This is a genomic window from Weizmannia agrestimuris, from assembly GCF_943193165.1.
Classification (GTDB): Bacteria; Bacillota; Bacilli; order Bacillales; family Bacillaceae_C; genus Weizmannia; species Weizmannia faecalis.
On sequence record NZ_CALPDC010000018.1, the window covers coordinates 14372 to 29449 of the forward strand.

Here is a 15078-nt window from a genome sequence, read left to right on the forward strand (position 1 = left end):
GAAACAGACTGCTCTACCCGACTGTAAATTGAAAAAGTGTGGTGTTTTTATGGAAAGTTTATCAATATCAAGTCTGGAAAATATGACGTTAAAAGAGCTTTATGCCCTTGCAAGAGAGTATAAAGTATCCTACTATAGCAAACTGACGAAAAAAGAGTTAATTTTTGCGATTTTAAAAGCACGGGCAGAGCAAGAAGGGTATTTCTTTATGGAAGGCGTGCTCGAAATCATCCAGTCGGAAGGATTCGGATTCCTGCGCCCGATCAACTACTCCCCAAGTTCGGAGGACATTTATATTTCTGCTTCGCAAATCCGCCGCTTTGATTTAAGAAACGGCGATAAGGTTTCCGGCAAAGTCCGGCCGCCGAAAGAAAACGAACGCTATTACGGCTTGCTGCATGTGGAAGCGGTAAACGGCCAAAACCCGGAAACCGCTAAGGAACGGGTTCATTTTCCGGCTCTGACGCCGCTTTATCCGAACCGGCAGATTATCCTTGAAACGGCTCCCGAAAAACTGTCCACCCGGATTATGGATTTAATCACCCCGGTTGGTTTCGGGCAGCGCGGTTTGATTGTGGCGCCGCCGAAAGCCGGTAAAACGATGCTGCTGAAAGAAATTGCCAACTCTATTACCGTGAACCATCCTGATGCGGAATTGATCGTTCTGTTGATTGATGAACGGCCGGAAGAAGTAACAGATATTGAACGTTCCGTGCATGCGGATGTCGTCAGCTCGACCTTTGACGAAGTGCCGGAAAACCATATCAAGGTTGCGGAACTCGTATTGGAAAGAGCGATGCGCCTTGTCGAGCATAAGCGCGATGTCGTCATTTTAATGGACAGCATTACGCGCCTCGCACGCGCCTATAACCTTGTGATTCCGCCGAGTGGGAGAACGCTTTCAGGCGGGATTGACCCGGCTGCGTTCCATCGTCCGAAACGGTTTTTCGGGGCGGCGCGTAATATTGAAGAAGGCGGCAGCCTGACAATTTTGGCCACCGCGCTAGTCGATACCGGATCACGCATGGATGATGTGATTTATGAAGAATTTAAAGGCACCGGGAACATGGAGCTCCATCTTGACCGCTCCCTCGCTGAAAAGCGCGTTTTCCCGGCCATCGACATCCGCCGTTCCGGTACAAGGAAAGAAGAACTGCTGCTTTCGAAAGACCATCTCGAAGTGCTGTGGGCGATCCGCAAATCGATGTCCGATTCTCCGGATTTTGTCGAAAAATTCTTGCGCAAGCTGAAACAATCCAAAACAAACGACGAGTTTGTGGAAATGATCAAAGCAGACTTGAAAGTATCATCGTCAAGGCGTGTAATATAAGGAAAAATAAGGAAGAACTTTTTTCAGGCAGTGATGTTGCATTTCCACTTCGGACTTGCTATACTAAGCATAGTGTGTTTATGAAATTTTACAGGGCGTGTCCCGTAAAACAATAGAACTCTGTTTCGCAATGACTCAGGGCTGAAGGAGATGAAAAGCATGAAACCAGGAATTCATCCAGAATACAAAAAAGTAATGGTCAAATGTGCGTGCGGCAACGAATTCGAAAGTGGTTCTGTAAAAGATGAACTGCGCGTGGAAGTATGTTCCGAATGCCATCCATTCTATACAGGACGCCAAAAATTCGCGACTGCTGACGGACGTGTTGATCGCTTTAATAAAAAATACGGACTTAAATAAAAGAATCCATGAAAAACAGGCGATGCGTTTGCCTGTTTTTTTTATGGGATTCCGGTTTGCCCGGACGGATTTTTCTGATCCTAAAACCATATTTGTTGAAATAAGGAGCGGGAACGATGGCACAGCTATTTTTCAGATACGGCGCAATGAACAGCGGCAAATCGATTGAAATATTGAAAGTTGCCCATAACTATGAAGAACAGAATAAACCGGTCCTTATCTTTACATCGGGTATCGATACGCGCGATGAAGAAGGCTATATTTCAAGCAGAATCGGTTTGCGCAGGAAGGCGATCCCGATCTACGATGATACGGATATTTTTGAAATGGTGAAAGGGTACAATCCCCCGCCATACTGCGTCCTGATCGATGAAGTCCAGTTTTTGAAAAAAAGACATGTGCTGCAGCTTGCCCGTATTGTCGATGATTTGCATATCCCGGTAATGGGGTTTGGCCTTAAAAATGATTTTCAAAATGAACTTTTTGAGGGCAGCAAATACATGCTTTTGTATGCGGATAAAATCGAAGAAATGAAAACGATCTGCTGGTTTTGCGAGCGGAAGGCGACGATGAATTTGCGCGTCGATGAGAACGGGAAGCCGGTGTATACAGGGGACCAGATCCAGATCGGCGGGAATGACACGTATTATCCTGTTTGCCGCAAATGCCACGACCATCCGCCGCTGTGACGGCACGTGGTCCGTAAATAAACCTCCGTCCGAAGGGAAACCTACTGGAAAAGGAGGTTTTTTTTATGGCAAAACAGCTGATTTTCCTCTGCCTGGCCATGCTGCTCTTAGCAGGTTGTACGGCCCAAAACCGGACCCGTGAAGCTGCGCCGGATCGTGTTGAAACGAGGCCGTTAAGCACGGCGGATACGCAAAAGGCCGGGCAAAGAAACGGGGATGCTGGCGGGGCAGCCGCTGTAAACGCGGATATCGAGAGGGTACGGGAAGCGGTTTGGAAAATGGACAGTGCCGTCCCCCATTCGGTATATGTGAACGGGAAAGATATGTGGGTCAATGTTCACACGGAGGAACAGCTGAACCACAGGGAAAGAATGAAAAAAGCAGCGGACATCCGCAGCCAGCTTTTGAAAGTGGCGCCCCGCTACAACATTCATGTCCGAATAGACGTGAAATAGGAAATCATCCCGGAAAAAGGCATTTCAGCAGCTGTTTTCATGTTCCGCTTTAAGTTTCCCCGTGCGTATACTATAATAAATTTGTTATGTCTGAGGGCGGATTTTGCTGTTATCGGAACGGGAATACGTTGTGAAATGAGGTGGGGTTCGATGTTCGATCGGTTGCAGGCCGTGGAAGATCGGTACGAAAAGCTGAACGAGTTGTTAAGTGATCCTGAGATCGTCAATGATCCGAAAAAACTGCGGGAGTATTCGAAGGAGCAGTCGGATTTACAGGAAACCGTACAGGTGTACCGTGAATATAAAGAAGTGCAGAAACAGCTCCAGGATGCAAAGTCGCTTCTTTCGGAAAAACTCGATCCTGAAATGAAGGACATGGTGAAAGAAGAGATCCATGAGCTCGAGTCAAAAATCCCGGAATATGAAGAGCGCCTGAAAATTTTGCTCCTGCCGAAAGACCCGAATGATGAAAAAAATGTTATCGTGGAAATCCGTGGGGCAGCCGGCGGGGATGAAGCCGCGTTGTTTGCAGGCGATCTGTACCGCATGTACATGCGTTATGCCGAATCGCAAGGCTGGAAAATCGATGTGATTGAAGCCAATGTCACGGGGATCGGCGGGTACAAAGAAATTGTGTTTATGGTGAACGGCAAGGGTGCGTATTCGAAATTGAAGTTTGAAAACGGGGCTCACCGGGTGCAGCGTGTGCCGGAAACGGAATCGGGCGGGCGTATCCATACGTCTACGGCAACGGTTGCGGTTTTGCCGGAAGCGGAGGAAGTCGAAGTGGATATCAATGAGAAAGATATCCGGGTCGATACATTTGCATCAAGCGGGCCGGGCGGGCAAAGCGTCAACACGACAATGTCGGCTGTGCGCCTGACCCATATTCCGACCGGGATTGTCGTGTCCTGCCAGGATGAAAAATCGCAGATCAAAAATAAAGAAAAAGCGATGAAAGTGCTTCGTGCCCGCATTTATGATAAATTTCAGCAGGAAGCGCAGGCGGAATATGACGCCAACCGGAAATCTGCCGTTGGAACGGGGGATCGTTCCGAGCGGATTCGTACGTACAATTTTCCGCAAAACCGTGTGACGGACCATAGGATCGGGTTAACGATCCAAAAGCTTGACCAGGTGCTTGATGGCAAACTCGATGAAATCATTGATGCCCTCATTCTTGAAGACCAGTCAAAAAAACTGGAGAGTGTGAATGGCTGATGGATAGGAACATAAAAGTGTATGAAGCCTTGCAGTGGGCTTCTTCTTTTTTAACGGAAAACGGCCGCGACGCGCAAGCCGGGGAGATCTTGCTCGGACATTTTCTGGATATGGATCGCACCCGCCTGCTTTCCAACTTGCGGATGGTTTTGCCTCCGGATGTGGAGGCGAAGTTCCGGCAAGCGGCAGAAGCCCATGCAAAAGGGGTTCCGGTCCAGCATATTACGGGCTATGAAACCTTTTACGGACGAAAATTTTTTGTCAACGGGGATGTGCTCATTCCGCGCCCGGAAACGGAAGAATTGGTGCAGGGTGCAATCGGACGGATCCGCCGTCATTTCGGGGAAACAAAAGGGCTTAAATTGGCAGATATCGGGACAGGGAGCGGCATTATCGCGACCACAATTAAATTGGAGTTGCCGGAGCTTTTGGTGTACGCCTCCGATATTTCGGAAAAAGCGCTTGCCGTAGCTGAAAAAAACGCTGAAGCCCTGCATGCGGATATCCGGTTTGTGCACGGAGATCTGCTCCAACCGTTTATACACGGCGAGAAATTGGACATTGTTTTATCCAATCCGCCGTATATCCCGGAAACGGACCGGAGCTCGTTATCCGTTGTGGTGCGCGACCATGACCCTGAAACGGCCCTGTTTGGCGGAGAAGACGGCCTTGCGTTTTACCGGCGCTTTATGGAAACATTGCCGTCTGTTTTAAGCAAGCGGGCGCTCGTCGGTTTTGAAATCGGGTCAGGCCAGGGGGAGCGCGTTTCCTGCTTGTTGCGGGATACATTTCCGGAAAGCGTTGTGGAAGTGGTCCGCGATATCAACGGCCATGAGCGGATGGTGTTTTGCGAAAAAAATTAGCTTTTTTTCAGATTCATAGTTTAAAATCCCCTGTTCCTGCCCACAATGGGAATATGAAGGGACGGGGGAAGAAAATGAAAAGAAAAACAGTGGTTTCATTGTATATTTTCATGTTATCGATCGCAACGATCATCAGTTTATATGCACCGAAACAAAAAGCGGTGGAGGCTGAAACCATCGTTATTCCGAAAGATGCGATCCGGCTGCGCATTCTGGCAAACAGTGACAAGCCGGAAGACCAGGCAGTAAAACGGAAAATCCGCGATGAAGTAAATACGAACATCGCCAAATGGGTAGGCCACTTAAATTCCAAAAAAGAAGCGGAAAAAGTCATCCGCTCCCACTTGCCGGAAATTGAAAGCATTGCAAGAAGGGTGATGGCGGAAGAACAGCTGGACGAACCGGTAAAAGCCGAACTTGGTAAGGTCGCCTTTCCGACAAAATTATACGGCCAGTACTTATATCCGGCCGGGAAGTATGAAGCGGTTTTGATTACGCTTGGGGAAGGCAAGGGCGCCAATTGGTGGTGCGTCCTGTATCCGCCCCTCTGTTTTCTCGATTTTTCCAACGGCGTTGCAACAAGCAGCAGGGGTGAAGAAAAGAAATCGGAAACAAAGAAGGTTGCGACTTCCAATGCCCGCACAAAACCTGCCGAAGCGGCGACAGCTGAAAAAGTGAACCGGAAACCGCATGAAAATCAACCAGCGGCACAAGACCGCAAAACGAAACAGCCAGTCGGTGAAACAGCAAACCACACTAGCGCTGTTTACGCCGGAGAGGATGGCGAGGTGGAGAAAAAGCTGCTGATTGTGAAAGTGATCAAAGAACTGTTTTAACATTTTCCACCCGGATTGTGGAAAGCTCGGACAAACGGGCTGGAACAAAGACGGGTTATCAACAAAATGCGAAGTATTATCCACAAGTTGTGGATAATACTTGTTTCATTTTTCGAACTTTTGTATACTTGCCGGGAGAAAACTTGATAAATAAATATCCTGGCAGGACCGATGATTGGATGGAGAAAGGTGAAAAAGAATGGAAACAAAATACTGGGTTGTGGATAAAACTGTGGAGAATCCCGGTGCTTATCCACAACTTGCAGAAGCAGCGCAGTTACTGAAAGAGAAGCAGACAGTCGCTTTTCCGACTGAAACGGTATACGGTTTAGGAGCCGATGCAACAAGCGATGAAGCGGTGGATAAGATTTTCAAGGCAAAAGGAAGGCCATCCGATAATCCGCTGATTGTCCACATTGCGGAGGAAAAGCAGCTGGAAGAATTGGCGGAAGAAATACCGGAAACGGCGAAAGTGCTGATGAAAGCTTTTTGGCCGGGCCCGCTTACGCTCGTTGTAAAAGTAAAGAAAGGGGCATTGTCCGAAAAGGTGACGGCCGGGCTGGACACGGTCGGGATCCGCATGCCCCGGCATCCGGTTGCACTGGCGCTTATTCGCATGAGCGGGCTGCCGATTGCCGCCCCGAGCGCCAACCGGTCCGGCAAGCCGAGCCCGACATTAGCTCGCCATGTCCGGGAAGACCTTGCCGGTAAAATTGCCGGCATTGTGGACGGCGGAGAAACGGGTGTCGGAGTGGAATCGACCGTGCTCGATGTGACAGCGGAAGTGCCTGTGATTTTGCGCCCGGGCGGTGTTACGAAAGAACAGCTCGAAGAACGGATTGGAAAAGTGAGGCTTGATCCGGGACTTAAGGGAACTGGTGCTGGCGCCCGGCCGAAAGCACCCGGCATGAAATATACGCATTATGCGCCAGATGCGCCGGTTTATCTTGTGGATGGCAGCATAGCTTTTATGCAGCAAATGATCGATGCGCACCGGAAAAAAGGGGAAGTAACAGGAGCGATTGTGACGGAAGAAACGTCCGGTATCGTCCGTGCTGATGTGGTGGCAGTTTGTGGCAGGCGGGCATCCCTTGAGACCGTTGCCCAGCACTTGTATGATACACTTCGGTCGTTTAATGCGCAAAAAGTGGATGTGATATTTTCTGAAATTTTTCCGCGTGAAGGCATCGGCCGGGCGATTATGAATCGGCTTGAGAAAGCAGCGGGGCATCGTTATGTAAAAGAAGAGGATGTTCAGTAACCCGGACGCTTTTAAACTGCCCTTATCGCTTGGTGCTGTTTTATTGCGGATCGGGTGCGCGGGCGGTTTCGGATGATCTGCGGCTTCTAAAACGCCCCGGACGTGCATAAGCTGGAGTAGGCACGTCCAAAGGGGGAAAAAGAGATGGCAGTCATCGCAGAAATGGTAACTTTGGCGATCATGGCTTTGGCGCTCGGTATGGATGCTTTTTCGGTAAGCCTCGGCGTGGGCATGATGCAGCCCAGACTGAGGCAAATCTTTTACATAGGTTTAACGGTCGGCATTTTTCATGTGTTGATGCCGGTTCTCGGCATTTTTGCGGGCCATCTTCTCTCCCGTACTTTTGGCCTATTTGCCCAGTATATTGGTGGCATATTGCTCGTGATTATGGGGATACAGATGATTGTATGGGTCTTCAAAAAGGAGGGGGCGCAAGCTGTCAGCCCGTCCGGATGGGGAACGATGCTGTTTGCGTTGAGTGTAAGCCTGGACAGTTTTTCTGCCGGGCTATCACTTGGCATTTTCGGCGTGCGGACTGTTGCTGTTATGATTTGCTTCGGCGTTGCTGCTACATTTTTAACCTGGCTCGGCCTTTTGATCGGCAGGAAATTCCAGGGCTGGATCGGGATGTACGGCGAAGTGCTTGGGGGAACGATCCTCGTTGTTTTTGGGCTCAAATTGTTGTTTTCTATTTAGTAAAGCCGGTTTCAATTTTCCGGCTTTTTTTATCTATCTACAGATTAACCTTGTAATTAAGGTCTTTTTTACTATAATAATAGTAGATTTAAATCGTTCAGGATAGGGGGACAGCCTTTGAATATCCTTTTTGTTTGCACCGGGAATACATGCAGGAGCCCGATGGCGGAGGCCATTTTAAAAGCGAAACAGCTGCCGGGCATTGAAGTGGAATCAGCCGGCCTTTTTGCGCCCGAGGGTGAAGACGCTTCTGTCCATACCTACGAGGTGCTGAAAGAAAATGGAATCGATTTCCGCCACCACGCCCGGAACCTTTCGGAGAATTTGGCGGGTTGGGCTGACGTGATTCTTACGATGACGTCCGGGCACAAACAGGCAGTGGCAGCACGGTATCCGCATGCCCGCAATAAAACGTTTACCATCGCGGAGTATGCCGGAAGCAGCGGGGATGTACCGGACCCGTACGGCGGCAGCCTGGATGCTTACAGAGAAACTTATCAACAATTGCATGCATTGATCAATCGTTTGATTAAAAACAGGAAAACGGGAAACCAGGGGCGGGTGTGACGGATGGAAAAGCGAAGCTACAGATTCAGTTTAACGAAGAAAATTGTATTGTTCGTAACCGGGCTGTCTTTTATTACATATTCGGCAAGCGGTCTTTTCATTTATCTTATTTATCCGTTTTTTTCCGACTGGATAAAGCTGCCGTGGTTTATTGTCATTACACTTGCATTAGGGATTATCTGGTCCGGGATTTTAAGCTTTTTCGGTTCATTCCTGATTGCAGGCCCGATGCGCAAGTTAGAAGATGCAGCCCTTAAAGCGAGCCGCGGGGATTTAAGAGATGAAGTCCCCGTGCCAAAATCGGGCGATGAAATTGAGTCGCTCGCAGCGGCTTTCAATTCCTTGCTTTCCAATTTGCGGGAGACGGTTGAACAAATTGATGAAAATGTGGAACGCACCAAAGAAAGTGTGTCGGAAATATCGGAGAAAACGGCACTGGCTGCGGGCCAGGCGGAACATGTAAACAAGACGGTGGAAGAGATTTCACTTGGCGCCGAGCAATCCGCGGCTGCCACCCAATCTACGGCTGACCTCGTTGAAAAAACCTATCAGCTTGCATCCGAAGTCCGCGGGAAAGCGGATACTTGCAAAAAATCTTCTGATCACATGCTGAGCGAATTAAAGACGAGCAAAGAGACAATGGACTCACTTATATCAGGTGTTGAAAATCTGGCAAAAGAAAATACCATCTCGCTGGAAGCCGTTCGGGATCTTGCGGAAGAAACGAAGAAAGTGGAGGGGATCATTTCTTTTGTCGGTGAAGTCGCGGCACAAACCAATTTGCTGGCGTTGAATGCTTCTATTGAAGCGGCACGCGCCGGGGAATACGGGCGCGGGTTTGCGGTGGTCGCAAATGAGGTCCGGAAGCTTGCGGATGAAAGTGCCCAGGCCGTTCAGGGCATTACCGGGATGATCCAGCACATTGAGCAGGAAGGTACACGGGTTGTCGAACAAATGGCTGTACAAGTTCAAAAAGCCAATGAAGAAGTGCACAGAGGACAAAAGGCCAATGAAGCGATGGACAGAATGACGGAATCAATCCATTTGGTTGCGGGGGCAGTTGATCAAATTGCCGGTATGGCCAAGAACCAAATGGATGCGATTCACGAAGCTTCGAGCCAGTCGCAGGAAGTGGCGGCCATTACCGAACAGACTTCTGCCGGGGCAAAAGAAGTCACGGCGATTACAAATGAGCAGGCGCAGAACATGGAATTGATTGAAAGGCTTATCGCGCAGCTCGAGCAGGATGCGGAGAAATTAAAAGGGAGCACCCGCCGCTTTCATATCCGGTGAGTTTTTCGCCCGCCTGGTTTTGGACGGGGAGCACCGGTTTTGGCTGGAAGAAGCGCGGCAATTCAGGTTTTGTGCCGGGAAATCCCGCAAGACAAGAGGAGATGCGGGAACATGCGGCCGTATGCCTGGCATTTTTCCGGGGACGATGGACGTTTTAAACGGGCCGGAAATTTTAACAGCCATGGAACCTGGCCTCTAAGACGCTTTATTTTCTTTTTCGACGTTCTGTGCCACAATAGAATCAGAAGCATGAAGGAGGGGGAAGAACATGAAAGTGGCATTGGCTTCAGACCACGGCGGTAAGCATCTTAAACAGGAAATTGCCGGTTTGCTTCAGGATCTGGGTGTTGCCTACGAAGATTTCGGATGCGATTGTGAAGGGTCGGTTGATTATCCGGATTACGCGCTTCCGGTTGCGGAAAAGGTGGCAAAAGGGGAATTTGACCGTGCGATCCTCATTTGTGGCACCGGAATCGGGATGTGTATTTCCGCCAATAAAGTAAAGGGTATCCGTTGCGCGCTTGTACATGATGTCTTCAGCGCGAAGGCTACAAGGGCCCATAATGACAGCAATGTCCTCGCCATGGGAGAGCGGGTCATCGGGCCGGGGCTGGCCTGTGAAATTGTGAAAGAATGGCTCGGAACGCCGTTTGAAGGCGGCCGTCATGCACGCAGGATTGAGAAAATCGCGCAGTATGAACAAAAATAACAGAGGTGTTTTTGTTGCAATCAGATTCGGCACGTTTGGAAGAACAGTTGGACCGCATGCTGGATGAATTTTTCCGGCAGGTGCCAATGAAAAAAGGACAGGTTTTTGTTGTTGGCTGCTCGACATCCGAAGTAACCGGGAAAAAAATCGGGACAGCAGGGGCAATGGATGTCGCCGCCATTATTTATGACAGTGTACAGAAGTTTGCACGCCAGTTCGGATTCCAACCGGCATTTCAATGCTGCGAACACCTGAACCGGGCGCTTGTGGTTGACCGTTCGCTCGCCGATGAAAAGGGGTGGGAAGAAGTGACGGTCGTGCCTGTTCGGAAGGCGGGCGGCGCGATGGCTGCGTATGCATACGCTCACATGGAAGATCCCGTTGTCGTCGAATATATCCGGGCTGACGCGGGCATCGACATCGGGGATACATTGATCGGCATGCACTTAAAGCATGTTGCCGTACCTGTAAGGGTTTCCGAAAAAGAGCTGGGAAAAGCCCATGTTACATTTGCCAAAACGCGGCCGAAACTGATCGGCGGCGTGCGGGCGGTTTACGAAAAAGAACAGCCGGAATAAGGGACCACCCATACTGCCCTGCATGTTGTATGCGGGGCATGTTTTTTTTCTTCCTGTCAAAAAAATGGACAAATTTTGCAAAGCATTATGGTAAAATAAAAAAGAATATGAAAACAATCTTGAGGGGGTACCGAATTGAGCCATATTGCAAATCAAGACAAGGAAGTTTACGAGGCGATCCGGCAGGAATTGAACCGGCAAAGAAACAAGATTGAACTCATTGCCAGCGAAAATTTTGTCAGCGAAGCGGTGATGGAAGCACAAGGCTCCGTTCTGACCAATAAATACGCGGAAGGCTATCCGGGGCACCGTTATTACGGCGGATGCGAATATGTGGATATTGTGGAAGACCTTGCGCGGGAGCGGGCAAAACAGCTTTTTGGTGCCGAACATGTCAATGTCCAGCCGCATTCTGGCGCACAGGCCAATATGGCGGTTTATTTCACCATTCTGGAGCACGGCGATACGGTGCTTGGCATGAATTTGTCCCACGGCGGGCATTTGACACATGGCAGCCCGGTCAATTTCAGCGGCATGCAGTACCATTTTGTGGAATACGGTGTGGATAAGGAAACGCAGCATATTGATTATGAAGATGTATTGGAAAAAGCGCGCGTACATAAGCCGAAACTGATTGTTGCCGGTGCAAGTGCATACCCCCGCACGATTGATTTTAAAAAGTTCAGGGAAATTGCGGATGAAGTCGGCGCCTATTTAATGGTGGATATGGCGCATATTGCAGGGCTTGTGGCTTGCGGGTTACATCCGAACCCGGTGCCGTATGCGGATTTTGTGACGACCACAACGCATAAAACATTGCGGGGACCGCGCGGCGGCATGATTTTATGCAAAGCGGAATTTGCAAAGAAAGTGGACAAATCGATTTTCCCGGGGATCCAGGGCGGCCCGCTTATGCATGTGATTGCGGCTAAAGCCGTCGCTTTTGGAGAGGCGCTTACAGACGGGTTCAAAATCTATTCGCAAAAAGTGGTGGATAACGCAAAACGGCTGGCGGAAGGGCTCCAAAAAGAGGGATTTGACCTTGTATCCGGTGGAACAGATAATCATCTGATTCTCATTGATTTGCGTTCTTTCGGCATTACCGGGAAGGATGCGGAGAAAGTGCTCGATGATATCGGCATTACGGCCAATAAAAATACGATTCCGTATGATCCGGAAAGCCCGTTTGTGACAAGCGGCCTCAGAATCGGTACGCCCGCAGTCACAACAAGAGGATTCGGCCTGGAAGAAATGGATGAGGTGGCATCCATTATCGGATCGGCATTGAAAAATCCGGATAACGAAGCAGTCTTAAAAGAAGCGGCAGGACGCGTCAAGCATCTTACGGAACGCTTTCCGCTGTACGCCGGCCAAAACTAAGCAGGGGTTTTATCCCGCTTTTTCCGGACGGATGGCTGGTCCGCTTCCAATGTGGCATAAAAACAAATTCGAGTCAGAACCGGCAAAAAAATTGAGCAGGATGGCCCCGTAAAACGCGGGGCTGGATCCTTTCGCCCGGCCTCAGGATTTTCTTTTGGCTTTCCTTGAGATTGGGCGCTTTTTTCGTGTAAAATGGTTGGGGTAAGCATTTGCCGAACCTGATACCAACCTTTAAAGGAGAGAATTCATTTGAGCACACTTCATGTCATTGACCACCCGCTGATCCAGCACAAGTTGACGTATATCCGCGATAAACATACGGGGACAAAAGAATTCCGCGAACTTGTCGACGAAGTATCGACTTTGATGGCATTTGAAATTACCCGCGATATGCCGCTTGAAGAAATTGAAATTGAAACGCCGGTCTGCAAGGCAAAATCAAAAATTTTAACCGGCAAAAAAATTGGCATTGTCCCGATCCTGCGTGCGGGCCTGGGCATGGTCGACGGCGTGCGGAAACTGATCCCGGCCGCGAAAGTCGGACATGTCGGCCTGTACCGCGATCCGAAGACACTGACGCCGGTTGAATATTACATAAAACTTCCAAGCGATGTAGAGGAACGTGATTTTATCATTGTGGATCCGATGCTGGCTACAGGCGGTTCTGCCGTGGATGCGATCCAGTCTTTAAAACAGCGAGGCGCAAAAAACATTAAATTCATGTGCCTGATTGCATCCCCTGAGGGTGTGAAAGCCGTACAGAAAGCCCATCCGGACGTTGATATTTATACAGCAGCCCTTGATGAGAAGCTGAATGAGCAAGGGTATATTGTGCCGGGCCTCGGAGATGCGGGGGACCGCCTGTTTGGAACAAAATAAAATGTATGGATGCGCTTCGTGTTTTACAATTTTGTTAACCCTGCAGAAACAGGCTGGTAAAAAAATAAAAAGGGTCTATAATAACGGTATGTTTTCGGTATATAGATGAATGCCAGGTATGTAAACGATTGGAAAAAGGGCGCAAGCTTACGCCAGTGCAGGCGTTTCCTTCCTATTTCGGGAGGCGGGATGACCTTTTCTCGAAAAAACAAGTTCTAATGACTATATCAAGGAAACTCCTATTGACATTGGATAAGCGCTATTGTATGCTAAAAAAGTGTACATAATGAGAAGGTTTTCATATGGTTGGGATTCTACTATTTATATGCCGGAAATCTGAAAAACCAGTAAAGCCGGAGCTGCAGGCTACTCGTAACCTTAACAAATTGTGAGTTTTGGTTAAGAATGTTGCGATTTGCCAGGTGAAGTGACATACCGCTTTCCTGCTGTGCTGCAATTGATCGGCGTCCCTTGTCAGGAGTGTTTAAGGCATGCCGGAACTTCTACGTATCTACAAAAGGCTGCGCAAGTATTTGGTGATTCTTTTGTGCCTTTATTTGACGGGGGCGATGTTTCCCGGTTGCCGCTCTGTTTTCCTCGGGCTTTTGCTTGGCACAGCTGTTAGCCTCTTTAACTTATGGCTTATGGTGAAGAAAACATTGGCGGTTACCGATGTTTCCTCAGGCAAAAAAAGGGTCTCGCTCGGTACCGGGATGAGAATGGCGACTGCTGTCCTCGCGGTGGCGGTGGCGCTCCGTTTTCCGGATTTGTTTCATCTTTTAGCTGTAGTGATTGGCGTAATGACATCTTATCTGGTCATTATGATAGATTTTTTTGTAGGTTTGCTTCAACAAAGAAAAAAGTAAAGTGAGGTGAGTTTCGGTGGAACATAAGCAACCGATAGTTGAATTCATGGGGTTGTATTTTAACCTGTCCAACGTCATGATGATTACTGTCTCATCATTGATCGTGTTCATCATTGCGGTCATCTCAACAAGAAAGTTGGCGTTGAAACCTACAGGCATGCAGAATTTTATGGAATGGGTCATGGATTTTGTAAGAGGGATCATTAAAAGCAATATGGACTGGAAAACCGGCGGCGTCTTTCACATTCTGGGTCTAACACTGATCATGTATATCTTTGTTTCCAATATGCTTGGATTGCCGTTTATGGTTGTTTATGACCATTATTCCTGGTGGAAGTCACCTACTTCCGACCCGGTTGTTACCCTTACGCTGGCTGTTCTGGTCATGGGCCTGTCCCACTTTTACGGTGTCAAAAAGAGGGGGTTTGGCGGATATCTGAAAAGCTATGCTGAACCGTTATGGTTTCTGGTCCCGATTAACCTGATCGAACAGTTTGCCAACACATTAACATTAGGGCTCCGGCTTTATGGGAATATTTATGCCGGCGAAGTGTTGCTGTCGCTGCTTGCGGGCACTTTGGCGATGCATACAAACATTTGGGGGACAATCGGAGCAATTATTCCGACCCTTGTATGGCAAGGATTTTCTATTTTTGTCGGCACGATCCAGGCATATATCTTTACCATGTTAACAATGGTTTATATTTCTCATAGGATTGCCCATGAGGAATAACCATTTCTATATTTTTGAAAAATCACCTATTTATATATTCCAAAGGAGGAAATCTTATCATGAGTTTGGGTATTCTTGCAGCAGCAATCGCAGTTGGTTTGGCAGCATTGGGCGCCGGTATTGGTAACGGCCTTATTGTCGGTCGTACAGTTGAAGGGATTGCAAGGCAGCCAGAAGCACGCGGCCTTTTGCAGACAACAATGTTTATCGGCATCGGCTTAGTTGAAGCTCTTCCTATCATTGCGGTTGTTATCGCATTTATTGCACTGGGAAGATAAGGAAAATGTTGACGGCGAAGCGGATTCTAAGAAACCTTCGCCTTTCCTTTATGATTTAGCCAAGAATCGTTGTGGCTTTTGTTT

The 15078-nt window shown here is 48.6% G+C and carries 18 protein-coding genes; all 18 read left to right on the top strand.

Features of this window, described 5'->3' with window-relative positions; genetic code table 11:
• The first annotated feature begins 49 nt into the window (after positions 1 to 49).
• The 18 genes from rho to atpE all read left to right on the top strand — a co-directional run bounded on the left by rho (position 50) and on the right by atpE (position 14994).
• Positions 50 to 1330 (top strand): transcription termination factor Rho, encoded by a 1281-nt coding sequence (gene rho, locus NFR98_RS08725; protein ID WP_013860747.1) that lies wholly within the window; start codon positions 50 to 52, stop codon positions 1328 to 1330.
• Between the two features lie 159 nt (positions 1331 to 1489).
• Positions 1490 to 1690 (top strand): 50S ribosomal protein L31, encoded by a 201-nt coding sequence (gene rpmE / locus NFR98_RS08730; RefSeq protein WP_013860746.1) that lies wholly within the window; start codon positions 1490 to 1492, stop codon positions 1688 to 1690.
• A 116-nt stretch (positions 1691 to 1806) separates the two neighbouring features.
• A complete protein-coding gene (locus NFR98_RS08735) occupies positions 1807 to 2379 on the top strand; it encodes a thymidine kinase (protein WP_014096746.1) in 573 nt (190 codons plus the stop codon).
• A 65-nt stretch (positions 2380 to 2444) separates the two neighbouring features.
• On the top strand, positions 2445 to 2834 hold the full coding sequence (locus tag NFR98_RS08740; protein WP_251459971.1) for a hypothetical protein: 390 nt from the start codon (positions 2445 to 2447) through the stop codon (positions 2832 to 2834).
• Between the two features lie 150 nt (positions 2835 to 2984).
• Positions 2985 to 4055 carry a peptide chain release factor 1 gene (gene prfA, locus NFR98_RS08745; protein ID WP_014096748.1) on the top strand — a complete coding sequence of 357 codons (1071 nt, stop codon included), beginning with the start codon at positions 2985 to 2987 and terminating at the stop codon, positions 4053 to 4055.
• 11 nt (positions 4056 to 4066) lie between these two features.
• Positions 4067 to 4918, top strand: coding sequence for a peptide chain release factor N(5)-glutamine methyltransferase (gene prmC / locus NFR98_RS08750; protein ID WP_026104501.1), 852 nt, complete (start codon positions 4067 to 4069; stop codon positions 4916 to 4918).
• Between the two features lie 74 nt (positions 4919 to 4992).
• Positions 4993 to 5754 carry a stage II sporulation protein R gene (gene spoIIR / locus NFR98_RS08755; protein ID WP_014096750.1) on the top strand — a complete coding sequence of 254 codons (762 nt, stop codon included), beginning with the start codon at positions 4993 to 4995 and terminating at the stop codon, positions 5752 to 5754.
• 199 nt (positions 5755 to 5953) lie between these two features.
• Positions 5954 to 7015, top strand: a complete 1062-nt coding sequence (locus NFR98_RS08760; RefSeq protein ID WP_014096751.1) for an L-threonylcarbamoyladenylate synthase — start codon at positions 5954 to 5956, stop codon at positions 7013 to 7015.
• A 144-nt stretch (positions 7016 to 7159) separates the two neighbouring features.
• Positions 7160 to 7711: a manganese efflux pump MntP gene (locus tag NFR98_RS08765; RefSeq protein WP_061577326.1), complete on the top strand. Its 552-nt coding sequence runs from the start codon at positions 7160 to 7162 to the stop codon at positions 7709 to 7711.
• A 117-nt stretch (positions 7712 to 7828) separates the two neighbouring features.
• Positions 7829 to 8278 carry a low molecular weight protein arginine phosphatase gene (locus NFR98_RS08770; RefSeq protein ID WP_081106229.1) on the top strand — a complete coding sequence of 150 codons (450 nt, stop codon included), beginning with the start codon at positions 7829 to 7831 and terminating at the stop codon, positions 8276 to 8278.
• 3 nt (positions 8279 to 8281) lie between these two features.
• On the top strand, positions 8282 to 9571 hold the full coding sequence (locus NFR98_RS08775; RefSeq protein WP_061577327.1) for a methyl-accepting chemotaxis protein: 1290 nt from the start codon (positions 8282 to 8284) through the stop codon (positions 9569 to 9571).
• 268 nt (positions 9572 to 9839) lie between these two features.
• The gene (rpiB, locus tag NFR98_RS08780; protein WP_014096755.1) at positions 9840 to 10280 is read left to right on the top strand and encodes a ribose 5-phosphate isomerase B; all 441 of its coding nucleotides are present in this window, start codon (positions 9840 to 9842) and stop codon (positions 10278 to 10280) included.
• Between the two features lie 14 nt (positions 10281 to 10294).
• Entirely contained in the window at positions 10295 to 10858 is a 564-nt protein-coding gene (locus tag NFR98_RS08785; protein WP_014096756.1) for a TIGR01440 family protein, read from the top strand.
• Positions 10859 to 10993: 135 nt separating this feature from the next.
• Entirely contained in the window at positions 10994 to 12238 is a 1245-nt protein-coding gene (glyA, locus tag NFR98_RS08790; RefSeq protein WP_061577330.1) for a serine hydroxymethyltransferase, read from the top strand.
• A 249-nt stretch (positions 12239 to 12487) separates the two neighbouring features.
• The gene (upp, locus tag NFR98_RS08795; protein ID WP_061577331.1) at positions 12488 to 13117 is read left to right on the top strand and encodes a uracil phosphoribosyltransferase; all 630 of its coding nucleotides are present in this window, start codon (positions 12488 to 12490) and stop codon (positions 13115 to 13117) included.
• Positions 13118 to 13608: 491 nt separating this feature from the next.
• Positions 13609 to 13983: an ATP synthase subunit I gene (locus NFR98_RS08800; RefSeq protein WP_014096760.1), complete on the top strand. Its 375-nt coding sequence runs from the start codon at positions 13609 to 13611 to the stop codon at positions 13981 to 13983.
• A 16-nt stretch (positions 13984 to 13999) separates the two neighbouring features.
• Positions 14000 to 14716, top strand: a complete 717-nt coding sequence (gene atpB / locus NFR98_RS08805) for a F0F1 ATP synthase subunit A (protein ID WP_014096761.1) — start codon at positions 14000 to 14002, stop codon at positions 14714 to 14716.
• A 65-nt stretch (positions 14717 to 14781) separates the two neighbouring features.
• Positions 14782 to 14994, top strand: coding sequence for a F0F1 ATP synthase subunit C (gene atpE / locus NFR98_RS08810; protein WP_026104500.1), 213 nt, complete (start codon positions 14782 to 14784; stop codon positions 14992 to 14994).
• Positions 14995 to 15078: the final 84 nt, after the last annotated feature.